Below are 21,571 nucleotides of genomic sequence, written 5' to 3'. Positions count from 1 at the left end.
GCTCCCGGATTTATCTCCGGAGGAGGCGACTTTTCTCATTCAGTAAAACCGGTAAAGGAATTGGCAATGGCTAAAATCGTGGAATCGTCCACCGGCGCGCTCGCTCTCACTTTCGATGATGTGCTTTTACAGCCTGGTCATTCCGAGGTTATGCCAGGGCAAGTTGACCTGCGTACGCGTATTGCCAAAGATATTGAACTAAACCTCCCGCTTCTTTCGGCTGCTATGGATACGGTCACAGAATCGCGTCTTGCTATCGCGATGGCACAGTCGGGCGGTATCGGCGTTATTCATCGCAATCTTACCCCTGAACGTCAGGCTGAAGAAGTCCGTCAGGTCAAGAAGTTCGAATCTGGTATGGTCGTGAACCCTGTCACTATCGGACCGGATGCAACGCTGGCCGATGCGCAAGCGGTGATGAAGGCACATCGCATTTCCGGTATTCCGGTTGTCGAGAACGGTGCGAAGGGCCCAGGCCGTCTCGTTGGAATTCTAACCAACCGCGATGTACGCTTTGCTTCTGACCCTGCTCAGAAAATTTACGAGTTGATGACCCGTGAGAACCTTGTCACGGTTCGCGAGAATGTCAATCAAGACGAAGCGAAGCGCTTGCTTCATGCACATCGCATCGAGAAGCTGCTTGTTGTTGACGATAAGGGCCGTTGCGTTGGCCTGATCACTGTCAAGGATATGGAAAAGTCGCAACTCAATCCAAATGCGGCCAAGGACGCGCAGGGCCGTTTGCGTGCAGCTGCCGCGACAAGCGTTGGCGAAGATGGTTATGAACGCGCAGAACGCCTGATTGACGCGGGTGTCGACCTGCTTGTTGTCGATACGGCCCATGGTCATTCGCAGCGCGTTCTTGATGCTGTTGCACGTATCAAGAAAGCCTATCCAAATGTTGCTATTCTGGCCGGTAATGTCGCCACCGCGGGCGGTACTCAGGCATTGATTGATGCCGGTGCGGATGCCGTGAAGGTCGGTATCGGACCGGGCTCGATATGCACAACGCGTATCGTTGCAGGCGTTGGCGTACCACAGCTTTCGGCTATCATGTCGGCGGTCGAAGCCGCCCACAAGCACAACATTCCTGTGATCGCCGATGGCGGCATCAAGTTCTCAGGCGATTTCGCCAAAGCACTTGCCGCTGGTGCGGTTGCTGCAATGGCTGGCTCGCTGCTTGCTGGTACTGAAGAAAGCCCAGGCGAAGTCTATCTGCATCAGGGCCGTTCGTTCAAATCCTATCGCGGTATGGGTTCGGTTGGCGCTATGGCACGCGGTTCTGCTGACCGTTATTTCCAGGCAGAAGTCCGTGATGAGCTGAAGCTCGTCCCTGAAGGCATCGAAGGTCAGGTCGCTTATAAGGGGCCGATTTCAGCGGTTCTGCATCAGCTTGCTGGTGGTCTTCGCGCATCTATGGGTTATGTAGGCGCCAAGACGTTGGAAGAATTCCGCGAAAAGGCAACTTTCGTGCGCATTTCCAATGCTGGCCTGCGTGAAAGCCATTCGCATGGCGTGGCAATTACCCGCGAAAGCCCGAACTATCCGGGTGGTATGTAATATCATACCATCTGTTATACTATATCAAGGCGGCTTTTTGGCCGCCTTTTTTATGATGGCAGGTTGGTAAGCTCCACATCGTCAACCAAAAGAGACCCTGCGCTTTCCACGATGCATTCTGCCAGCGCCTGGAAGTCTCTGCGGCGCTTGCTTTGTCGGCGCCAGAAAAGGGCGATTTCTCGCTTTGGCTGCTCGCCTTCAAACCGAACAATGCGCATATTATTGTTGCGTGTTTCCGCGCTAACAGCGATTTCAGGAATAAGCGTTAGCCCCATTCCATGACTAACCATCTGCAGCAATGTGGTCATGCTTGTTGCGCCATACCTCACCAGTTGGCGTTGGGATGGGAGTGAGCACACCGCCAGCGCCTGATCGCGCATGCAATGGCCTTCTTCGAGCAAAAGTAATCGGTCGAGCGCGATATTGTCTTGTGTCATAGGGGAGGACAGGATTGTCTGATCATTGCTGGAGGTGGCAATGAGAAAGTGATCATCAAACAGTTTTAGATGCGCAAGACGATCATCAGCTATTGGCAAAGCTGCGACGATGGCGTCGATTTCGCCTGCGTGTAACTCCTCCAGCAGCTTCGCTGTCACGCTTTCGCGCAATTGCAGGCGAAATGACGGATGCTTTTCTCGTAGTAGTGGAATGAGATTTGGCACGAGATAGGGCGCTACGGTTGGAATGATTCCAAGTCGGAGCTGGGTTTGTAACAACCCTTTGCTCTGCGCAGAAATCTCCTCAAGTGCATGAAGCTCCTTAAGGATGGTTTGAATACCCGGCAGCAATTCGCGGCCCAGCTCTGTCATGATGACTTTACGCTGAGAACGCTCGAAAAGAGGTGCGCCCGCAACGGCTTCCATTTCGGCAATCTGTGCCGAAAGCGCAGGTTGCGAAATATGCGCAAGCTCGGCTGCTTTTCTAAAATGCAGAGTGGTAGCGAGCGAATCGAAATAGCGCATTTGTCTGATCGTAAACATGATAAGAAAATCCTATCAATTGCGAAATAAAAATCAATTGGAAATTATTATTGGAATAAGTCTAAACTGCACGTGTTACCAAGCCAGTGTGTGAGGCAGCAGATAATGTTCACGCAACAAGCCAGGCTGAATGCTGGACCAACCAATATATTTTTTTAGGAGGGAAATTCCCATGGCAGACCGTCCGATTATGACTACAAGCGCTGGTGCGCCTATTCCGGATAACCAGAATTCCCTCACCGCTGGCGAGCGCGGTCCTGTTCTATTGCAGGATTATCAGCTGATTGAAAAACTGACGCATCAGAACCGTGAACGTATTCCTGAACGTGTCGTACATGCTAAGGGCTGGGGGGCGTTTGGCACGCTCACCATCACTGGCGATATTTCAAAATATACCAAAGCCAAGGCTTTGCAGCCGGGTGCGACAACGCCGATGCTGGCGCGCTTCTCAACCGTTGCCGGTGAGCAGGGTGCTGCAGATGCTGAGCGCGATGTTCGCGGCTTTGCATTGAAGTTCTATACAGAAGAAGGGAATTGGGATCTTGTTGGCAACAACACGCCGGTGTTCTTCGTGCGTGATCCCGTGAAATTCCCGGATTTCATTCATACCCAGAAGCGTCATCCCAAGACGAACCTGCGTTCGGCAACGGCCATGTGGGATTTCTGGTCGCTTTCACCAGAAAGCTTGCATCAGGTGACGATCCTGATGTCGGATCGTGGTCTCCCAACCGACGTGCGGCATATCAATGGTTATGGTTCGCATACTTATTCCTTCTGGAATGATGCTGGCGAGCGTTACTGGGTGAAGTTCCACTTCAAGACACTGCAAGGCCACAAGCATTGGACCAATGAAGAGGCTGAACGTGTGATCGGTCGTACGCGTGAATCCACGCAGGAAGATCTGTTCACTTCCATTGAGAAGGGCGACTTCCCAAAGTGGAAAGTTCAGGTGCAGATCATGCCGGAACTTGACGCGGAAAAGACGCCTTACAATCCATTCGATCTCACCAAGGTTTGGCCGCATGCTGACTATCCGCCAATCGATATTGGCATAATGGAATTGAACCGCAATGCGGAAAACTATTTCACTGAGATCGAAAATGCGGCCTTCTCGCCCTCAAACATTGTGCCGGGCATCAGCTATTCGCCGGATAAGATGTTGCAGGGACGGTTATTCTCCTATGCTGACGCCCATCGCCATCGCCTTGGTACGCATTATGAGAATCTGCCGGTAAACCAGCCGAAATGCCCAGTACATCACTACCACCGTGATGGTCAGATGAACACCTATGGCGGCATCGCGACGGGCAACCCGGATGCTTATTATGAGCCAAACTCGTTCAACGGCCCGGTTGAGCAGCCTTCTGCGAAAGAACCACCGCTGCGTCTGAGCGGCGATGCGGATCGCTACAATCATCGCATCGGCAATGATGATTATTCGCAGCCGCGTGCCTTGTTCAATCTGTTTGACGACGGTCAGAAGGCGCGTTTGTTCTCAAACATTGCAGCAGCGATGGGTGGAGTGCCGGGCTTTATTGTCGAACGTCAGTTGGCGCATTTCAAGCTGGTACATCCAGATTACGAAGCTGGAGTTCGCAAGGCGCTTCATAACGCTCATGGCTATCAGGCCAATACGATTGCCGTTAATGAGGAAGTGGATGCAGCGGAATAACCGCCCATTTTCTTCATTTTGTGAAAAGCCGGTTGCCCCCGCTCCGGCTTTTTGCATTTCAGTAAGACTTTAAATTCGCTGCAACCGATTTGCTGATTGCCTTTTCCCACCAAGGAAGGCTATGCCCGACGTAATAAATATGAAGGAGCAGAAATGCGGCTTGGCGGACGCCTTCAGGCGGCGATTGAGATTCTAAACGATATTGAGGTGGTCAAACGGCCCGCTTCCGATGCATTGAAGGATTGGGGTGCGTCGCATCGCTTTGCCGGTGCGGGTGATCGCGCCGTGATTGGCAATATTGTTTATGATGCACTGCGCCGCAAATTGTCTATTGCTTGGCGTATGCATAGCGATGACGCCCGTGCATTGGCCTATGGTGCGCTGGTCTGCGAAGGTGGATTGGATTTCGCAGCCATTGACGCAGCGCTCGACGGCGATAAATTCGCTCCTGAAGCGCTTGACGCAGCACCACGCGAAGCATGGGCAAGCCGTGATGTTGCGGATGCTCCTGCCCATATTCGAGCTGATGTGCCAGAATGGTGTGTGCCTTCGCTAGAAGCCCAGTTCGGTGATCGCTGGGTAAGTGAGGCCGAAGCTCTTTCGACACGTCCGCCTGTTGATCTTCGCGTTAACCTGCTGAAGGCAAAACCCGAAGCGGTTATTGAAGCATTGGAAAAGGCGGGCGTTGGTAAAGCGCCTTTGCTTGACCAAGCTTTGCGTATCCCGCCGATTGAAGCGCTTGGTCGTCATCCGAATGTGCAAACTGATCAGTCGTTTCTAGACGGCTGGTTTGAGGTACAGGATTTGGGCTCGCAACTTGCCGCTTTGTTTGCTGGTGCGAAACCCGGCGAACAAGTGTTGGATTATTGCGCTGGTGCAGGCGGTAAGACCCTGGCTCTGGCCGCAGCCATGGGAAATAGTGGGCAGGTTCACGCTTATGATGCTGAGCGTGCGCGCCTTTCACCGATGCATGATCGTTTGCAGAGGGCAGGGGTTCGCAATACGCAGATCCACGGAAACCTGGATGCGTTGGCGCCGTTGATAGAACGTATGGATCTCGTTCTCACGGATGCACCTTGCACAGGTTCTGGCACTTGGCGGCGTAGACCTGATGCAAAATGGCGTTTGAATGAGCAGCAGCTTGAACGTCGCGTGCAGGACCAGAAGGACGTTCTGGATGCTGCAAAGCATTATGTCAAACCCGGCGGACGACTGGTTTACGTGACATGTTCGCTTTTTGCGGAAGAAAATACGCGACAGGTGGAACGTTTTCTTGGTGAAAACAGCAATTTCTCTGAAGCAGATCCAAAACAACTCTGGCAATCAATTGTGCCTGAAGCTGGCATCGTTTCCCCCATTTTCCCTTCGCGCGGTAGTGTATTCTCTCCGCTATCGACAGATACAGATGGTTTTTATGTGAGTGTGCTGCATAGAAATACTTAATCTCAGACAAATGTAATTGCCATTCGCTCTGATACGGTCGTAATCATTCAGAATGGGCAAGCTTTTTTGCCGACGCGCAAAGGCTGTTATTCGCGAGCAACGCAAACAGGGTGGTTGCGCAGGGGCAAGGGCGACAGAGATGATCAAAACCATTGCAGACAAGCGTCTTCTTTACGTCATGGCGACAGAAGCGGAATATGGCCCTTATTTGAGTTCGCTGTTTTTGCCGCTGATGATCGGCGTTGGGCCAGTTGAATCAGCAATCAATCTGATGCGTATTCTGACGGTCTTTGAACAACAAGGCGAGCTTCCAGACATCGTAGTGTCAATCGGCTCAGCCGGATCGGCTCGCCTGCCTCAAACAGAGGTGTTTCAGGTTTCATCTGTTAGCTATCGCGATATGGACGCATCACCTTTGGGTTTTGAAAAAGGCTGCACGCCTTTTCTCGATTTGCCTAAAGTCGTCGACTTGCCGTGTATCATCCCGGGTCTGCCGGGTGCATCGCTTTCAACTGGTGCGAATATCGTGTCTGGCAAAGCTTATGAAATCATCGACGCCGATATGGTAGACATGGAAACCTATGCGTGTCTGCGTGCGTGCCAGGCGTATGGTGTCGATCTGATCGGCCTGCGTGGCATTTCAGATGGTGCGCGTGAGTTGCGTCATGTTGATGATTGGACCGAGTTTCTACACGTCATTGATGAAAAGCTCGCGACTGCCGTTGAGGCGCTTGAAGCGGCGATTGTTGCTGACGCACTGACACTTCCTGACAAGGATGTGTCAGTATAGGGCAAGTTTCTTCGTTTGTTTGTTGAAACGTGGCACTTCGTCCATTGCATTTTTGCCGCTTTTTATCTAGATGCTCGGCATGAGCACCACAGCAAATCCTGACACTATCCTTATCATCGACTTTGGCAGCCAGGTCACGCAGCTTATTGCACGCCGCGTACGTGAGGCCGGAGTTTATTCCGAGATCGTTCCGTTCCAGTCTGCGGAAGATGCCTATAAGCGCATCAATCCGAAGGCGGTGATTTTGTCGGGTAGCCCACACTCGACAACGGACATTGGCAGCCCGCGCGCGCCGCAGGCGATTTTCGAGACTGGAATTCCAGTTCTCGGTATCTGCTACGGTGAGCAGACCATGTGCGCCCAGTTGGGTGGCAAGGTTGAAAGCGGTCATGATCGTGAATTCGGTCGTGCTTTCCTTGAAGTGCAAGAAGACAGTGCGCTGTTTGCTGGCGTCTGGGCAAAGGGCACGCGTCATCAGGTTTGGATGAGCCATGGCGATCGCGTTACCGCGCTTCCTGAGGGCTTCAAGGTTATCGGCACATCGCCAAATGCACCTTTCGCAGCCATTTCGGATGAGAAGCGCAAATATTTCGCGGTTCAGTTCCATCCGGAAGTCGTGCACACGCCTGATGGTGCAAAGCTCATTCAGAACTTCGTACATAACATCGTCGGTATAAAGCCTGACTGGACGATGTCTGCCTATCGCGAGCAGGCTGTCGAGGCCATTCGCAAGCAGGTTGGCAAGGGTAAAGTTATTTGTGCGTTGTCCGGCGGCGTTGATTCCTCTGTTGCTGCTCTTTTGATTCATGAAGCCGTTGGCGATCAGCTAACCTGTATCCTTGTTGATCATGGTTTGATGCGCAAGAACGAAGCTGCCGATGTGGTGGCTATGTTCAAAGAGCATTATAATCTGCCGCTCATTCTGGTGAATGCGCAGGACCGCTTCATTGAGGCTCTTGAAGGCGAAAGCGACCCGGAAAAGAAGCGCAAGACTATCGGCAGGCTCTTCATCGAAGTGTTTGAAGAAGAAGCCAACAAGCTGGGCGGCGCGGACTTCCTCGCGCAGGGCACGCTGTATCCGGACGTTATCGAAAGCGTTTCGTTCACGGGCGGTCCTTCGGTTACGATCAAGTCGCACCACAATGTCGGCGGTCTGCCAGAACGCATGAACATGCAGCTGGTCGAGCCGCTGCGTGAACTCTTCAAAGATGAAGTGCGTGTATTGGGTAAGGAACTTGGTCTTCCTGACAGCTTCATCGGCCGTCACCCGTTTCCTGGTCCGGGTCTTGCGATCCGCTGTCCGGGCGGCATCACGCGCGAAAAGCTTGAAATCCTGCGGGAAGCTGATGCGATTTATCTTGATGAAATCCGCAAAGCTGGTCTTTACGACACAATTTGGCAGGCTTTCGCCGTTCTGCTTCCAGTTCAGACTGTTGGCGTAATGGGTGACGGCCGCACATATGAGTTTGTCTGTGCATTGCGTGCGGTCACATCCGTTGACGGTATGACTGCCGATTTCTACCACTACGATATGAACTTCCTTGGCAATGCGGCGACCCGTATCATCAATGAAGTGCGCGGTATTAACCGCGTGGTCTACGATGTGACCTCGAAGCCTCCGGGCACGATCGAGTGGGAATGATTCAGGCCCATCCGAACGCCGCCGATTTTACGCTGCGGTACGATCTAAGCTACTGAAATCAAAAATAAATCTATCCTTTGGCTATCGGCATCTATCGGTGGGCATAGATCATGTCCGGCGGCCTCGCTGACGGGCCTCGCCCCCATTGATCAACCGGAAAAACGAAAGTACCGTCAGGTCAAATGAGGCCAATGACGGTACTTTTTTCGAATTAACGCACTGAAATATAATAGTTTTCAGCGCCATTGGCCTTCAAAAACCGCGTGACGGTACTTTTCCGCAAGGAGGCCCGAAATGTTGACCGACGCAGCACTCAAGTGCTTGAAACCAAAAGCGAAAATGTACAAGGTATCCGATCGTGACGGCATGTATGTGCGCGTCGCGCCGTCGGGCGCCATCTCGTTCAGGCTCGACTATCGGCTGAACGGCAGGCGAGAGACCGTCTATCTCGGCAGATATGCCCGTAACGGAATATCGCTCGCCAGGGCTCGCGAGCTATGCATCGACGCCCGTCGGGCGATCGCCGAGGGGCGGTCCCCCGCCATCGAGAAGCAGCGGGAGAAACGCCGGATCAAGGAAGCAAAGAGCTTCGGCGAATTCGGCGAGAAGTGGCTGACCAACGCGACCATGGCCGACAGCACGCGCGCGATGCGTCGCTCCATCTTCGAACGCGAACTCATGCCCGTCTGGCGAAATCGTCTCCTGACGGAGATCACACCGGATGATCTACGCGTTCACTGCGGCAAGATCGTCGAACGGGGTGCGCCTGCAACTGCTATCCATGTGCGGGATATCCTCAAGCAGATCTACGGCTTTGCCATTCTGCACGGCGAGAAGGTCGCCAATCCGGCCGATGACGTCGGTCCAGCCTCGATCGCTACCTTTACGCCGAAGGACCGCGCGCTCTCGCCCGCAGAGATCCGCATCATGTTCAAGCAGCTCGAGCATGTTGCGACTTTGCCAACGATCCGCCTCGGTATGAAGCTCTACCTCCTCACCATGGTCCGGAAGAGCGAGTTGCAGGATGCAGTTTGGGACGAGATCGATTTTGACAACGCCGTCTGGACCATCCCGAAGGAGCGCATGAAGCGTTCGAAGCCGCACAACGTCTATTTGTGCCGACAGACGTTAGACATCATGATCGCGCTTAAGACCTGCTCCGGCAACTCCCGATATCTTTTGCCGTCCCGGTACGACGCGGACGCGCCAATGTCTCGCGCGACGTTCAATCGGATCACCTACGCGGTCGTCGAGCGAGCCAAGAAGGAGGGGCTGCCACTGGAGCCATTCACGGTCCATGATCTGCGGCGGACCGGATCGACGCTGCTAAATGAGCTGGGCTTTAACAGCGACTGGATCGAAAAGTGCCTGGCGCACGAGGACGGGCGTTCGTCGCGCGGCGTCTATAACAAGGCCGAGTATGAGGTGCAGCGTCGGCATATGATGCAGCAGTGGGCGGATACCGTTGACGCCTGGATCGATGGCCGGAAGTATGCCCCCGCGCTTTTGCCGCAAGCTATGCCCTTGATGGAACTGGATCCCGCCCTTTGACCGGGCGGGATTTACGCTTGGAAACATCAGGATGTTGGGCACGCCGGATCGGCGCAGCCCGCCGTGCCGTGAGCCAAGCCTCGACCTCGGCCAGGTCCCATACGATACAACGTGGCGAGAGCGCGAACCGGCGGGGAAACTCGCCACGCTGCTCCATTTCATAAATTGTGCTGTCGGCCATCGGTACCATCTCTCGCAACTGTTGCCGCCGGATTGTTCTCCGAATTTGTGTAGTTTCGATCTTTGCCATTCTCAATCTCCTTCATTGCTGAGGCGATTGAGAATGATAGATGGTGATAGTGAAAGCCCCTTCGAAACGCATTGCGGTGTTTTCGGGCTATAGCGTACACATCGGCGGGTTCTTCCTGACTGCTAGGAGCAGCATAGGGGCGAACAGGCGCTGATGGACAAGCTCGAAACGTGTGGGGCCTGCAACAACGCCGACGCCTGCGGTAGACACGACTCCCTTCAAAAAGTGGTTTGTCTACCAATCCACAGAAAAACACGACGAGTTGAAAGCGGCGTGTTTTCAGGGGGTTGAGAAGGAAGGAAAAGAGGCTGGCGATATTCGGTTTTTCGCTCTAGGTGCAGTATAGGTGCAGAGAGCGTCGGCTAGAATCGGCGGCAAATGTGCGGGTGTGGTGGAACTGGTAGACGCGCCGGATTCAAAATCCGGTTCCGAGAGGAGTGTCGGTTCGATTCCGACCACCCGCACCACCTTTAATCTCAAGGTAAACCGACGGCCAAAAAGTTCGAATCTCACCCGGCTCGCCAGGCACTCCCTCGTGAACTCATCGATCACATTCAGCATGCGGAACCTCCGCCCGTTATGGGTGCGGTCCTCGACGAAGTCGTAGGACCAGACGTGGTTGGGATATTCCGGCCGCAGCCGAATGCAGGACCCATCGTTCAGCCACAAGCGGCCCTTCTTCGGCTGCCTGTACGGCACCTTGAGCCCCTCCCGCCGCCAGATCCGCTCGACGCGCTTCATATTCACCACCCAGCCCGCCCGGTGCAGCAAGGCCGTGATCCGACGATAACCATAGCGCCCATAGCGGGTGGCGAGTTCGACGATGTCGGCGGTCAGGGCCGCCTCCTCGGCTCGCGCCATCGGCATCTTGCGCTGTGTGGATCGATGTTGCCCCAGAACCCGGCACACCAGCCGCTCCGATACGCCGAGCTTGGCTCTGACGTGCTCGACACAGCGCCGGCGCCGGGCGGGGCTCAGAAGTTTCCCGACGCAGCTTCCTTCAGGATCAGCTTCTCCAGTGTCAGGTCAGACACCGCCTTGCGCAGCCGCTCGTTCTCCTTCTCGAGATCCTTCAGCCGCTTAACCTGGTCGCTCTTCAGGCCGCCAAATTCCTTGCGCCAGCGATAATAGGTGAATGCCGTCACCCCGATCGCCCGGATCGCCTCGGCTACCGGCCGTCCCTGCGACACCAAAACGTCGACCTGCCGAAGCTTCGAGACAATCTCTTCAGGCTTGTGCTTCTTCTGCGCCATCGCTCAATCCTCCAAAGGCTCGAAAGCCTAATTCAGGGAGGACCACTTTTCAGGGGGCAGACCAGTCGATGTCGCGCAGGTGAGCTTCATCGCGCCTATCATCGTGGATACGGCGCTCGGCGCGATCGACCGTCACATCGGCGAGTTCAAAGTGCTGGTTCACTGCAACCAGGGCCTCTCGCGGTCGCCCTCGATTGCGTTGCTTTATCTACTGAAACACACGGACGCGCTGGGGTCGCAAGATCCCGCTGCCGCACTGTTGGCGTTTCGGAGGCTCTACCCGCCGTACGCACCTGCTCAGGGCATGGCGGACTATGTGCGGCTGAATTGGGCGAAGTATTTGCAGGATGGCTAGCTCACTTTCGGAGCTGTTCCAAAGATGACCTTTCGGGAGCGGGAGCCGCGAGCCTACTTGTGACCGACTCGCGTGGAGTGTCCGCTTCCGGCACTGAACCCAAGTTCCGCTAGTGACTCGTTTCGGACCTTCAGCATGTCAGCTTCGCGTCCGCACGATAAGCTGACATGCCCGGGAGCTTCAGTCTTTTCTGGCGGAGTGCGCATTGCCCATCGGCCATATCCAGGTGTCCAACTCCGATGGCACGCAAACGCTGAAGCGGCAGCGCGACGCGGTGTTCGCGACCAACCTTTCCGGTCGATAACGTCCTGGTCATTTTGCCGAGCTTGCGGATTAGCCGCGAACCACCTGCTCAAGACCAGCCCCGGCGAGCCGGGCGGCGGCGAGCAGGCGATCGAGATCGTGCCCGTTGCGAGCGCTGGCGGACAGGCCGGCCATGACGGTGCTCATATAGTCGGTCACGCGCTCGGCCTGTTCGGGATGGCGCGCGGCGACGAAGCGATGGATCGCCTCCTCCGCCGCCGCAAGGAACGTTCCGGCCGCCTCGCGTGCCTCGCGGTCGGTGCAGCGCACACCCTCGATAACGAGGCACCCCGCCGCGTCCGGATCGGCGGCATAGCGCCGCGCCGCCGCTTCCAGCACCGCGACGAGGCATTCCGCGACCGGGCGATCGGCGTTCAGCAGATCGAACAGCGGGATCGCGCCGGTACCGGCATAGCGATCGAGAATGCGGCTGTAGAGCTCGGCCTTGCTGCCGAAGGCGGCATAGAAGCTGGGCGGGTTTATCCCGATCGCCTGAGTCAGGTGCGCGATGCTGACGGCATCATAGCCACGCGAATGGAACAGCCGCTGGGCGGTCGCGACCGCTTCGTCCGGGTCGAACAGGCGCGGTCTGCCGCGTGCGCGGGATAATTTTGTATGAACCACTACAAATACCTTGACGGGTGTTTCAAGTCGTTTATGTAGCGAGTCGTAAGTTATTGATCAAGGAAAGTCCGATGGGTGTGTTTGAGGCGAAATCCGTTCTCGTGCTGGGTGGCAGTCGGGGGATCGGCGCGGCGATCGTTCGGCGTTTTGTGGCAGATGGTGCGAAGGTGACCTTTACCTATTCCGGTTCGCCTGACGCGGCCCACGCGCTGGCGGCCGAAACGGGCAGCACCGCTGTCGAGACGGACAGCGCGGATCGCGACGCGGTGATCGCGCGCGTGAAGGACAGTGGCGCGCTCGACGTGCTGGTCGTCAATGCCGGAATCGGTGTTTTCGGCGATTCTCTGGAGCAGGATCCGGACGCAATCGACCGGCTGTTCCGGATCAATATCCACGCGCCCTATCATGCCTCGGTCGAGGCCGCGCGCCAGATGCCCCAGGGTGGCCGGATCATCGTCATCGGATCGGTGAACGGCGACCGGATGCCCGTTCCAGGCATGTCCTCCTACGCGCTCAGCAAGTCTGCGCTGCAAGGGATGGCGCGCGGGCTGGCACGCGACTTCGGGTCCCGCGGGATCACGATTAATGTGGTGCAGCCCGGCCCGATCGACACCGACGCCAATCCGGCGGACGGACCGATGAAGGAGCTGCTGCACAGCTTCATGGCGATCAAGCGCCACGGCCGGCCAGAGGAAGTCGCGGGCATGGTGGCGTACCTCGCCGGCCCGGAGGCGGGGTTCGTTACGGGCGCCATGCACACCATCGACGGCGCGTTCGGTGCCTGATCCGACCTCGCCCGCGCCGATGACCACCATCGGCATCATCGGCGCGGGCGAGGTCGGCAGCCAGATTGCCCGCGCCGCCATCGCCAACGGCTATCGGGTTGTCATCGCCAACTCGCGGGGGCCCGAAACCCTGGCCGGGCTGGTCGCGGAGCTCGGGCCGCCTGCCCGCGCCGCGACCGCTGCCGGTGCGGCGGAGGCGGGAGAATTCGTCGTGATCGCGGTCCCGCTCAAGCTGGTCAACGACATGCCCGTGGCGCAACTGGCGAACAAGATCGTGCTCGACACCAACAACTATATGCCGTGGCGCGACGGGCGCTATGCCCTCGTCGATACCGGCGCGAAGACCGAGCACGAACTGCGGCAGGACCAGCTGCCAACGTCCAAGGTCGCGAGGGCGTTCACGCATATCCAGGCACCGCGCCTGTTGCTGTCGGCGCGGCCCGCTGGCACGCCGGGGCGGCACGCGCTGTCGGTGTCGAGCGACTATCCCGAAGCGGTGGCGCTGGTCACGCGACTGTACGACCAGTTCGGCTTCGACACGGCGGACAACAGCCCGCTTAGCGAGTCCTGGCGGAGCGCTCCGGGTCAGCCCGCATGGCACGCGCACGACCATCAAACGCGTCCCGCGCTGATTGCGAACCTTGCCAAGGCGACACCGCTCCCACCGAGATAGGGCAGACTGCCTCTGCCCGACCACACCGCCCATGCCTACGAGGTCTTCGCCGTTCTCTCGCCCGCGCCGGCATCACGTTCATGTCGGCCTGCGCCTGCCGCGGTCGGTATCGCTGAGAGGGCAGCAGCGATCCGCGATCCCGCCGACAAGGCCTACGGTGTTCGACTGAAAGCGGGAGTCTGTGTGAAGAGCGGAATGTCGCCTTTCAGCCAAGTCGGTAATGACCGCTGCTGGCGCGAAGCCGAAATGCGCCGCCGATCGCCTGTCTTTCCACGCCATGGCCACCGATTATGCGACGGGCGCGCTGAAGGGGTGGGCGAGCTCGGTACGTAACGCTATTCTACGCCTGCCTTCGATCGCTCTTGCGGCCCTGCGCTGGCCAAGCCAACAGGATCGCACCGGATCGTAGCGTAGGGAAACATCGCACGCCAGCGCACAGTATCGCGCCATGGCGTAGGAAAAAGCGTGGCTCGCCGGAGTCGGTGAAAATGCGAACTTCGATCTGCCGATTCCCCTCAATCATATCCAAAGGCCCGCCGTCAAGATGCGCAAGCGTGATCGACTGAGAGCAGAAAGGATTGTCGCTGCCGGCGGGCCGATGCCGAATCTCCGAGAGCGCGCAGTGATGTTGGCGGAGAAGCTAGGCGAAGTCCGCACCCGTGATTTGACGGAGGTCGGCATTCCTCGGTGCTACTTAACAAGGATGTGCGAGGAAGGACTGTTGATCAAGGTTGGCTACGGGCGTTACCGCGCTGTTCCGCGGCGAGCCGCTTAACCGGAACGCTGCCGACCGTCAGTCCGAAGATGGGCCGAATAGGCGCACCGCGCTGTCGATGATCAGTTGGGGTCGCGGTTGGTGTAGTTGAGAGCAACCCAGGCGTATCCGACAGGGTTGCGGCGGACATGGCCGATTCCGGGGAACGCCGTATGGAGCATGGCAATCAAGGTCTCATTGCGCGCGAACTCGTCGAATGCTTCAGCGCGGAGCCGCATTAGAACTACGAACCATCACCGCTATCGATGACTTGCCGGACAGTCGGGTTCGCTTCAGGGAGCGCCAGTTCCGAAAAGTGCCGTCGGATATGATCCAGCTTGGGATCGATGTAGCGGCGGCAGAAGGGCCTGCTCGGGTCGGTTCGATAGTAGTTTTGGTAACGCTCGTCCGACGCTCTGAAACCTTTAAACGGGAGGACCAGGGTGTGCACCGCCTTGGCAGACGCGCCGGCGAAGCGGACGATCGCCTGTTCGGCCTCCGGCCGCTGGCTCTCTTCAAAGATGTAGATCGCGCTGCGGTACTTGCTGCGAGGCGAGCGGGCCCTGGCAGCGGAATGCGTTCTGAGATGCACCTCGGACAGCGTCGCCAACGGAATAACCGATGGATCGAAGGTGACGATCACCCCTTCTGACCAGGTATCTGCCGGCGCGTCCGACCGGACAAAGCCCTGGTCGACCTGGGCGACGCCGCGCAACGCCTGGAACACTCCCTCTGTGCACCAATGGCATCCCCCTCCAAAGCCGGCCTTCGCCATCATCACCTCCCACGCCGAGGCGTGAATCCTGACGTAGGTTTGCCCGGCAAAGCGCTAGCGGCTGATTTCGAAGAGGAACCACGCACGGCGCTCAGCCTCGTCCGTCCAGGCATCGATCAGGCCGGACGTCGCATTATCCTTCGCCTTGTCCGCGACGTCCTTTGCGCGGCGAAACGACTCGACCATGTGGAGATTGTCGGCGCGGAGCTCGCCCAGCATGTCCTGCGGTGTCACGAACTCAGCATCATTGTCCTTGATCGTCTGGTGGCGCGCGATATCGCCGATCGATCGAATGGTGGTGTTGCCCGTCTTTCGGGCGCGCTCGGCGATCGCATCGGTGACGGCGAGGATCTCTGCGGCCTGCTCATCAAGAAGCAGGTGATAGTCCCTGAAGTAGGGTCCGGAGACGTGCCAGTGGAAATTTTTTGTCTTCAGGTAAATCGCGTAGCTGTTCGCCAGAATGATCTTCAGAGCGTCGGCGACAGTCATCGCCGCGCATTCGTCAAGATCAGAAGGTGTCGGAAGGGCGGAGGCATTGTTGTTCGTCATCGCTTAGACTTTCTCAATCTGGCTACACGGGATCCAGCACCGATTCCCCCACGGATGGCGATGTATAGAAGATGAATTCATTGCCAGACGAAGTCCAATGGCCGGTGGCTATAGTTTCGATACCTTTGAGCGACATGCGCAGTCTTGGGGGGCCGGGCGTCGCAGGCGGACCGGTCGGCCGGGACCTCCACCTGCCCGTCAGGGGGCCGGTCGGAAATCCAGCACGAACGCGACGACCTTTTCGGCGGACATCTCGCACGGCTTCAGCAATGTTCTATCTGATGTAACGCGATAGAGGTTGAAGCTGACAATGTCGGTCCCGGCCAACTCCCTGGCGAACAGGCTGTTGCGACGTCCGTCACCGGATCGCCGGACAGTCACGCCGAAACGCCGGCCTTCGTAGGCGCCTTCGCTGTATCCCTCGGGAAGCTCCGCGAAGGCGGCATCGAACTCGGCATGCTCCATCTCAATCCAGTCGTCTTGATTCGACAGAAGCCCAAGGGTCCGAGGCCCTCGGCGCCAGTCCGCGGAGAAGGTCCGGGGCGGAGCCCTGTAGCCGACGCGGCCTGGGATGGGCGGAAAAGCCGTCCCGCGGGCGCTTGCACATGGCGCTGAGGCCGCCACCTGTCCGCCTGCTACGCAACCTCCACGCCTTTCCAGAAGGCGATATGATCCCGGATGCCCTCGGCGCCTGGCGTCGGATCTGGATAGGTCCAGGCTGCGTTCACGTTGAGCGCGTCTCCCACACGCACATGGAAGTAGCGCGCGGTGCCCTTGATCGGGCAGACGGACGTGTGCGGGCTCATCTCAAGCAGGCCAAAATCGACTGCCGACGGTGGGAAGTAGTGGTTTCCCTCGACGACGACCGTCTCGTTGCTTGTGGCGATGGTGGCGTCATTCCAGATAGCTGAGACCAACGGACTCTCCTTTCGTATTCATCAACCGGCACGGGGCTTGCGGGCTGTCTGCCCCAAGGCCGCACCCCCTCAGATGGCGGGCGGCGTGCGCCCCAGGAGTTTGTCGAGTTCGCCTCTGACATCGAGCTCGAAAAGCTCGTCGGAGCCACCGACATGCGTGCCGTTGATGAAGATCTGCGGCACGGTGTTTCGACCCGACGCTTCCGTCATGGCCTGCCGGTGAACCGGATCCGCCTCGATATCGAGTTCCTTCCATTGCACGCCCTTCTCCTCGAGGAGCATCTTCGCCCGGCGGCAGAACGGGCATCAGTTCGTGATGTACAGCAGCACATCAGTTGTCATATCGCGTCTCCGACAGTTGGAAGCGGATCGCTGTCATGGCGTTGATCTACCGTCAGCCGCGTTCGAGGAGGGCGACTGTGCCTTGACCGCCGTCGGCGCAGATGCTGACGATTGCGCGCGATCCGGGCGGCATGGCCCAAAGTTCCTTCACCGCCTGGCTGAGGTCGCGCGCGCCTGTAGCGCCGAACGGATGACCCAGGGCGACCGAGCCTCCATTGGGATTGACGCGGTCCCAGTCAAAATCGCCCATAGCCGCCTGGACACCGGCTGTCGCGCGCACCCACTCCCGATCGGTGATGGCCGCGACGTTCGCCAGGACCTGGGCTGCAAAGGCTTCGTGGATTTCCCAGAGTGCGATGTCGGAGAAGCTGAGTTGATGCCGCGCGAGCAGGCGCGGAATGCCATAGGAGGGCGCCATCAGCAGGCCCTCGGTGTGGAGATCGACGGCAGAGATCTCGTAGTCGACGAGCCGCGCGTAGGGGGTGCCCGCCGGGAGTCTCGCCACACCGGCTTCGGTAGCGACCCAACACCCGGCGGCTCCATCCGTAATCGGTGAGCTGTTGCCGGCGGTCAGGGTTCCCCTCCCGCTGTCGCGATCGAAGGCGGGCTTGAGTGCGGCCAGCCGTTCGGGCGACGTATCGGCGCGCGGGTTCGCATCGCGCGCCAGCTCAGGCAGCGAAATCACGAGATCGTCGAAGAAGCCACGTTCCCAACCAGCGACTGCCCGCTGGTGGCTCTTGAGCGCCCAATCATCCTGCGCGACGCGCGAGACCCGCCAAGCCTTGGCGGTCTCCTCCATATGATCACCCATCGTCCTTCCGGTGATCCGGTTTGCCCAGCCCTTTGTGGGGAGCACGTAGTCTCGTGGAGTCAGAGACTGGAGGGCGGCAAGCGCGGCGGTCGCATCCTGCGCAAAGAGGTCGGTGAGCCGCTTCGATGCATCGGCCGTCAGGGCGATTGACGGCCGGCTCATGACTTCGGACCCGCCGACCATGGTGAGGTCGGTTCCTCCGCCCAGCATCCCTGCCGCAGCGAAGGTCGCCGTCATGCTGGTCGAGCATGCCAGGACGACGGAGAACGCCGGAACAGTCGGATTGAGCTTGGCATCAAGCCAGGTTTCGCGAGCAATATTGCTCCAGCCCAAATTCGGGATCACGGTTCCCCAGACGAGGAGATCAGGCTCCGCCTGCGCCGCCATCGCCTGCACGACAGGCACGGACAGAGAGATGGCATCGTAGGCAGCCAACGCGCCTCCGCCGCGGCCGAAAGGCGTCCGAAGGCCAGCGGCAATGAAGACGGGTTCGGCAAAGCGGCTCATGATGATCTCCAAAATTAATCCGTGGGCTGCACGTCCACGATCGGCGGGACGCGAAGTAGCTTGCGCCGCTAGCCGCCGTAGCGCTCGGTTTTGACAATGGAGGGGTCCAGGCCGGCCAGCAGCGCGCCCTCGGTCGCGATGTTGACGAAACCGTTGGACCCGCAAACGAATACTTGTGTGGGCTTTCGGTGAAGCCGGGCCAGAACTTCTTGGACCATCACGCCGTCGATCCGTCGCGCAAAGTCCGATGCGCGGATCGGGTTCTCGCGCGTAATTGCCAGCGCCAAGGCGAATGCCGGATCGCTGCATTCGATGGAATGAAGCTCTTTTGAGAAGAGAACGTCTTCAGCGGTTCGTGCGGACAGGAGCAGCGCTGTCGGCACGACCTGGGCTAGTGCGCGGCGCTGCCGGATCATCGCCATCAACGGCACGAGGCCGGAGCCTGCCCCGATCAACAGCACTGGGTCTATGGCAGGTTCAGGCCATAGGAAATGGCCGCCGAGCGGACCACGAAGCTCGATTTCGTCGCCGATCGCCGCGACATCGTGGAAGAACGGCGAAACTTCGCCATCCGGCAGGCGCTCGATAGCGAGCTCGACCGTCGGGAACGAGATTGCCGAAGACGCAATCGAGTAACTCCGCATCGCACTGTAGCCACCGGGCGCGGTCAGCCGGACATCGACGTGCTGCCCTGCGATGTGCGCGAACGGTTTGCTCAACCGAAGGAAGAAGCTCTTGATACTCGGGGTTTGCTGGACGATTTCGTCGATCACGCATGACTGCCACGCGATTTGCGCGCCGTTTTCAGTCATTGGTGTATCGCTGCTCGCGCCACGGATCGCCATAGATGTGATAGCCGCGCAGCTCCCAGAAGCCCGCCTCGTCACGCGTTGTGAATTGCAGCGCGTTCACCCATTTGGCGGACTTCCAGAAGTAAAGGTGCGGAACCAGAAGACGCGCCGGCCCTCCATGATCGCGGGGAAGCGGCTTGCCCGCATAGTTGAGGGCGACCATCGCTTTCCCGGAGAGCAGATCCGCCAGCGGGACGTTTGTCGAGTAATTATCGTAGCAGTGCGCCAAGACGAAATCGGTGGGCCGATCGAGCCCTGCATCTGCAAGGATGTCTTCGATGAGTACGCCCTCCCAGGCGGTATCCAGCTTGGACCAGGACGTGACGCAGTGAATGTCTCGGGTCATCTTGGTCTTCGGTAGGGCGTTGAACTCGCTCCAGTTCCACACTTTGACGGGCTTCGGACCGATCTTGACGGTGAATTTCCAATCGGAGGGCTCCACGCTCGGCGTTGGCCCGGCCGTCAGAACAGGGAAATTCTCCACGAGATGCTGACCCGGCGGAATCCGATCGGACTGGTCGCCGCCTGGACCGCGGCCTGTGAAACCTCTGGTGACCATAGCGAAACCCCCTTGCTTGTCACGACAGACCAGAACCTGATTCAGTTCAGAATTCTGTAAAAGATCTTTGCGCGCACAACCGCCGAACGAGCCAATTCACTGAAAATCAGAATACCGGATTCTCTATTAGCGTAGAGAAAAGTGTTGGACCATTTTGAGTCGTGGTTGTGCGTGAAGACTATAGCGTCAGTCCAGTATGATTTCCCAATACCCTGTAGCTATAGTTTCGATAGCTTCGAATCGGCATTGCAGGCGTATCCCCGTCAGCGGATTTCGAGCGGACGCCGTCGCTTGCCAACGTTGGTGTGAGACCGGCGGGCGAGATCGCCCCTGCCAACGCGACCGCTGAGAGGTCGACTCCTCAACCGCTTGGGCGCTTATCGCCTCCATCCGGATGCTCACCCGCCGAACAGCAATAAACCGCTATTTTCGATAAACTTCTGAATCCGGCTCCGAGGTATGGAAACTATGTCGTACCGCTATTGGATATGTTGCGCGCATACCTTCATAGTCTGACACGCGAAATCTTTAAATCCTGAGTATATTTCGGAAGAAATTTCGATCTGATCGATAAGACTTCAGGATACAGCAAGCTGGAGACACCGATGAAAGCCGTTGGTTACAAGGTTCCGGGACCCATCGCCGAGGACGCCTCTCTGGTCGACATTGATCTGCCTCGGCCTGTCGCTGAAGGAGGCGATATCCTGGTTGAGGTGAAGGCTGTCTCGGTCAACCCGGTCGACTACAAAATCCGCAGCAGCACGCCGCCCGCTGATGGCGATTGGAAAGTGCTGGGATGGGATGCGGCCGGGATCGTGCAAGAGGTCGGCCCCGACGTGACGCAGTTCGCGGTAGGCGACGAGGTCTATTATGCCGGATCGCTCATAAGGCCTGGCACCAATGCGGAGTTCCATCTCGTCGACGCCCGGATCGTCGGTCGTAAACCCGCGTCGCTCGACTGGGCGGAAGCGGCGGCGCTGCCACTCACGACGTTGACGGCCTGGGAAGCCATGTTCGATCGCCTGGACGTGACGAAGCCCGTTCCCGGGGCGGCGGCGGCGATCCTCATCATCGGTGGTGCGGGTGGGGTCGGGTCGATCGCCATCCAGATCGCTCGACAGCGCACGGATCTCATCGTCATCTCCACCGCCTCTCGGCCGGAAACCCAGGAGTGGGTTAAAGGGCTTGGGGCTCATCATGTCATCGACCACTCTCGGCCGCTCGCGCCACAGATTGCCGAGCTCAACATCGGCGCTCCCGCTTTCGTGTTCTCGACCACGCATACCGAGCAGCATGCATCCGACATCGCCGAACTGATCGCCCCGCAAGGACGGTTCGGATTCATCGACGATCCCAAGGCGCTCGACGTCATGCTGTTCAAGCGCAAGGCAGTGTCGATCCACCACGAGCTGATGTTCACACGGTCGCTCTACGGCACGCCCGACATGGATGAGCAGGGCAAGATCCTCAATTCGCTGGCGGTGCTGGTGGACGACGGCAAAATTCGCACGACGCTAACCGAAAAATTGTCGCCAATTAATGCCGCCAATCTGAAGACGGTGCACGCACTGATCGAAAGTGGCGCGGCAAGAGGCAAGATTGTCCTCGAAGGCTTCTGATGACTG

General features: G+C 58.1%; 22 protein-coding genes, 1 tRNA gene and 2 pseudogenes. 11 read left to right on the top strand and 14 right to left on the bottom strand.

Annotated features, from left to right (window positions below; all coding sequences use genetic code 11):
• The first annotated feature begins 66 nt into the window (after positions 1-66).
• Positions 67-1,560, top strand: a complete 1,494-nt coding sequence (gene guaB / locus U2P60_RS00270; RefSeq protein ID WP_413570755.1) for an IMP dehydrogenase — start codon at positions 67-69, stop codon at positions 1,558-1,560.
• Between the two features lie 50 nt (positions 1,561-1,610).
• On the opposite strand, the gene U2P60_RS00265 is transcribed toward guaB, so the two are convergent.
• Positions 1,611-2,540, bottom strand: coding sequence for a LysR substrate-binding domain-containing protein (locus tag U2P60_RS00265; protein ID WP_413570754.1), 930 nt, complete (start codon positions 2,538-2,540; stop codon positions 1,611-1,613).
• Positions 2,541-2,712: 172 nt separating this feature from the next.
• Here U2P60_RS00265 and katA point away from each other — a divergent pair, with 172 nt between their 5' ends.
• The 5 genes from katA (at position 2,713) to U2P60_RS00240 (ending at position 9,638) form a co-directional block, all read left to right on the top strand.
• Positions 2,713-4,212 carry a catalase KatA gene (gene katA, locus U2P60_RS00260; protein ID WP_413570753.1) on the top strand — a complete coding sequence of 500 codons (1,500 nt, stop codon included), beginning with the start codon at positions 2,713-2,715 and terminating at the stop codon, positions 4,210-4,212.
• A 153-nt stretch (positions 4,213-4,365) separates the two neighbouring features.
• Positions 4,366-5,655 carry an RsmB/NOP family class I SAM-dependent RNA methyltransferase gene (locus tag U2P60_RS00255; RefSeq protein ID WP_413570752.1) on the top strand — a complete coding sequence of 430 codons (1,290 nt, stop codon included), beginning with the start codon at positions 4,366-4,368 and terminating at the stop codon, positions 5,653-5,655.
• 139 nt (positions 5,656-5,794) lie between these two features.
• Positions 5,795-6,445 (top strand): 5'-methylthioadenosine/S-adenosylhomocysteine nucleosidase, encoded by a 651-nt coding sequence (locus U2P60_RS00250; protein ID WP_413570751.1) that lies wholly within the window; start codon positions 5,795-5,797, stop codon positions 6,443-6,445.
• Positions 6,446-6,524: 79 nt separating this feature from the next.
• Positions 6,525-8,087 (top strand): glutamine-hydrolyzing GMP synthase, encoded by a 1,563-nt coding sequence (gene guaA / locus U2P60_RS00245; RefSeq protein WP_313828693.1) that lies wholly within the window; start codon positions 6,525-6,527, stop codon positions 8,085-8,087.
• A 294-nt stretch (positions 8,088-8,381) separates the two neighbouring features.
• Positions 8,382-9,638, top strand: a complete 1,257-nt coding sequence (locus U2P60_RS00240) for a tyrosine-type recombinase/integrase (protein ID WP_151690346.1) — start codon at positions 8,382-8,384, stop codon at positions 9,636-9,638.
• Here U2P60_RS00240 and U2P60_RS00235 read toward each other — a convergent pair.
• A complete protein-coding gene (locus U2P60_RS00235; protein WP_103243979.1) occupies positions 9,604-9,888 on the bottom strand; it encodes a helix-turn-helix transcriptional regulator in 285 nt (94 codons plus the stop codon). The two genes, U2P60_RS00240 and U2P60_RS00235, sit on opposite strands and share 35 nt — an antisense overlap.
• Before the next feature lie 382 nt (positions 9,889-10,270).
• Between U2P60_RS00235 and U2P60_RS00230 the strand changes: the two genes are divergently transcribed.
• Positions 10,271-10,355: transfer RNA gene (locus tag U2P60_RS00230), tRNA-Leu, on the top strand.
• Positions 10,356-10,386: 31 nt separating this feature from the next.
• Here U2P60_RS00230 and U2P60_RS00225 read toward each other — a convergent pair.
• Positions 10,387-11,141, bottom strand: a pseudogene (locus U2P60_RS00225) (IS3 family transposase); the annotation flags it as partial.
• Positions 11,142-11,220: 79 nt separating this feature from the next.
• On the opposite strand from U2P60_RS00225, the gene U2P60_RS00220 reads away from it, so the two are divergent.
• Positions 11,221-11,496 (top strand): dual specificity protein phosphatase family protein, encoded by a 276-nt coding sequence (locus U2P60_RS00220; protein ID WP_103243978.1) that lies wholly within the window; start codon positions 11,221-11,223, stop codon positions 11,494-11,496.
• A gap of 130 nt (positions 11,497-11,626) precedes the next feature.
• Here the strand turns inward: U2P60_RS00220 and U2P60_RS00215 are convergent, their stop codons facing one another.
• Complete coding sequence (locus U2P60_RS00215) at positions 11,627-11,812, bottom strand: hypothetical protein (RefSeq protein WP_413570750.1); 186 nt, start codon at positions 11,810-11,812, stop codon at positions 11,627-11,629.
• A 17-nt stretch (positions 11,813-11,829) separates the two neighbouring features.
• Positions 11,830-12,423 (bottom strand): TetR/AcrR family transcriptional regulator, encoded by a 594-nt coding sequence (locus tag U2P60_RS00210; RefSeq protein WP_018429645.1) that lies wholly within the window; start codon positions 12,421-12,423, stop codon positions 11,830-11,832.
• 71 nt (positions 12,424-12,494) lie between these two features.
• Here U2P60_RS00210 and bdcA point away from each other — a divergent pair, with 71 nt between their 5' ends.
• Entirely contained in the window at positions 12,495-13,208 is a 714-nt protein-coding gene (gene bdcA, locus U2P60_RS00205) for an SDR family oxidoreductase (protein ID WP_026227545.1), read from the top strand.
• Entirely contained in the window at positions 13,201-13,881 is a 681-nt protein-coding gene (locus U2P60_RS00200) for an NADPH-dependent F420 reductase (protein WP_199416583.1), read from the top strand. The genes bdcA and U2P60_RS00200 overlap by 8 nt, the downstream gene beginning before the upstream one ends.
• Positions 13,882-14,606: 725 nt before the next feature.
• On the opposite strand, the gene U2P60_RS00195 is transcribed toward U2P60_RS00200, so the two are convergent.
• From U2P60_RS00195 to U2P60_RS00155, 9 genes and pseudogenes are all read right to left on the bottom strand, one after another.
• Positions 14,607-14,786, bottom strand: a complete 180-nt coding sequence (locus tag U2P60_RS00195) for a hypothetical protein (RefSeq protein ID WP_192799402.1) — start codon at positions 14,784-14,786, stop codon at positions 14,607-14,609.
• A gap of 93 nt (positions 14,787-14,879) precedes the next feature.
• Entirely contained in the window at positions 14,880-15,410 is a 531-nt protein-coding gene (locus U2P60_RS00190) for a peptide-methionine (S)-S-oxide reductase (protein WP_219812537.1), read from the bottom strand.
• Positions 15,411-15,464: 54 nt separating this feature from the next.
• Positions 15,465-15,959 carry a Dps family protein gene (locus tag U2P60_RS00185; RefSeq protein WP_018429639.1) on the bottom strand — a complete coding sequence of 165 codons (495 nt, stop codon included), beginning with the start codon at positions 15,957-15,959 and terminating at the stop codon, positions 15,465-15,467.
• A 198-nt stretch (positions 15,960-16,157) separates the two neighbouring features.
• On the bottom strand, positions 16,158-16,424 hold the full coding sequence (locus tag U2P60_RS00180) for a hypothetical protein (protein WP_103243974.1): 267 nt from the start codon (positions 16,422-16,424) through the stop codon (positions 16,158-16,160).
• A 170-nt stretch (positions 16,425-16,594) separates the two neighbouring features.
• A complete protein-coding gene (locus tag U2P60_RS00175; RefSeq protein WP_046092728.1) occupies positions 16,595-16,876 on the bottom strand; it encodes a DUF427 domain-containing protein in 282 nt (93 codons plus the stop codon).
• Positions 16,877-16,945: 69 nt separating this feature from the next.
• Positions 16,946-17,170: pseudogene (locus U2P60_RS00170) on the bottom strand (glutaredoxin domain-containing protein); the annotation flags it as partial.
• A gap of 100 nt (positions 17,171-17,270) precedes the next feature.
• The gene (locus tag U2P60_RS00165; RefSeq protein WP_033982398.1) at positions 17,271-18,536 is read right to left on the bottom strand and encodes a thiolase family protein; all 1,266 of its coding nucleotides are present in this window, start codon (positions 18,534-18,536) and stop codon (positions 17,271-17,273) included.
• Between the two features lie 68 nt (positions 18,537-18,604).
• A complete protein-coding gene (locus U2P60_RS00160; RefSeq protein ID WP_044059343.1) occupies positions 18,605-19,348 on the bottom strand; it encodes a ferredoxin reductase in 744 nt (247 codons plus the stop codon).
• On the bottom strand, positions 19,341-19,946 hold the full coding sequence (locus tag U2P60_RS00155) for a sulfite oxidase-like oxidoreductase (protein WP_033982388.1): 606 nt from the start codon (positions 19,944-19,946) through the stop codon (positions 19,341-19,343). Before U2P60_RS00155 ends, U2P60_RS00160 begins: the two co-directional genes overlap by 8 nt.
• 605 nt (positions 19,947-20,551) lie before the next feature.
• Between U2P60_RS00155 and U2P60_RS00150 the strand changes: the two genes are divergently transcribed.
• A complete protein-coding gene (locus tag U2P60_RS00150; RefSeq protein ID WP_066117801.1) occupies positions 20,552-21,565 on the top strand; it encodes a zinc-binding alcohol dehydrogenase family protein in 1,014 nt (337 codons plus the stop codon).
• Positions 21,566-21,571 lie beyond the last annotated feature (6 nt).

This window comes from Brucella sp. H1_1004, assembly GCF_047308065.1.
GTDB lineage: Bacteria > Pseudomonadota > Alphaproteobacteria > Rhizobiales > Rhizobiaceae > Brucella > Brucella pseudogrignonensis_B.
Note: the sequence above shows the minus strand (reverse complement) of the source record. Positions and strands in the feature narration are given on the sequence as shown.

What these genes read in the sequence shown, in the direction of transcription:
- guaB (WP_413570755.1), top strand. Translation starts at nt 67, where the DNA reads ATGGCTAAAATCGTGGAATCGTCCACCGGCGCGCTCGCTCTCACTTTC.
- U2P60_RS00265 (WP_413570754.1), bottom strand. Translation starts at nt 2,540, where the DNA reads ATGTTTACGATCAGACAAATGCGCTATTTCGATTCGCTCGCTACCACT.
- katA (WP_413570753.1), top strand. Translation starts at nt 2,713, where the DNA reads ATGGCAGACCGTCCGATTATGACTACAAGCGCTGGTGCGCCTATTCCG.
- U2P60_RS00255 (WP_413570752.1), top strand. Translation starts at nt 4,366, where the DNA reads ATGCGGCTTGGCGGACGCCTTCAGGCGGCGATTGAGATTCTAAACGAT.
- U2P60_RS00250 (WP_413570751.1), top strand. Translation starts at nt 5,795, where the DNA reads ATGATCAAAACCATTGCAGACAAGCGTCTTCTTTACGTCATGGCGACA.
- guaA (WP_313828693.1), top strand. Translation starts at nt 6,525, where the DNA reads ATGAGCACCACAGCAAATCCTGACACTATCCTTATCATCGACTTTGGC.
- U2P60_RS00240 (WP_151690346.1), top strand. Translation starts at nt 8,382, where the DNA reads ATGTTGACCGACGCAGCACTCAAGTGCTTGAAACCAAAAGCGAAAATG.
- U2P60_RS00235 (WP_103243979.1), bottom strand. Translation starts at nt 9,888, where the DNA reads ATGGCAAAGATCGAAACTACACAAATTCGGAGAACAATCCGGCGGCAA.
- U2P60_RS00215 (WP_413570750.1), bottom strand. Translation starts at nt 11,812, where the DNA reads ATGACCAGGACGTTATCGACCGGAAAGGTTGGTCGCGAACACCGCGTC.
- bdcA (WP_026227545.1), top strand. Translation starts at nt 12,495, where the DNA reads ATGGGTGTGTTTGAGGCGAAATCCGTTCTCGTGCTGGGTGGCAGTCGG.
- U2P60_RS00195 (WP_192799402.1), bottom strand. Translation starts at nt 14,786, where the DNA reads ATGTCCGCCGCAACCCTGTCGGATACGCCTGGGTTGCTCTCAACTACA.
- U2P60_RS00190 (WP_219812537.1), bottom strand. Translation starts at nt 15,410, where the DNA reads ATGGCGAAGGCCGGCTTTGGAGGGGGATGCCATTGGTGCACAGAGGGA.
- U2P60_RS00185 (WP_018429639.1), bottom strand. Translation starts at nt 15,959, where the DNA reads ATGACGAACAACAATGCCTCCGCCCTTCCGACACCTTCTGATCTTGAC.
- U2P60_RS00180 (WP_103243974.1), bottom strand. Translation starts at nt 16,424, where the DNA reads ATGGAGCATGCCGAGTTCGATGCCGCCTTCGCGGAGCTTCCCGAGGGA.
- U2P60_RS00165 (WP_033982398.1), bottom strand. Translation starts at nt 18,536, where the DNA reads ATGAGCCGCTTTGCCGAACCCGTCTTCATTGCCGCTGGCCTTCGGACG.
- U2P60_RS00160 (WP_044059343.1), bottom strand. Translation starts at nt 19,348, where the DNA reads ATGACTGAAAACGGCGCGCAAATCGCGTGGCAGTCATGCGTGATCGAC.
- U2P60_RS00155 (WP_033982388.1), bottom strand. Translation starts at nt 19,946, where the DNA reads ATGGTCACCAGAGGTTTCACAGGCCGCGGTCCAGGCGGCGACCAGTCC.
- U2P60_RS00150 (WP_066117801.1), top strand. Translation starts at nt 20,552, where the DNA reads ATGAAAGCCGTTGGTTACAAGGTTCCGGGACCCATCGCCGAGGACGCC.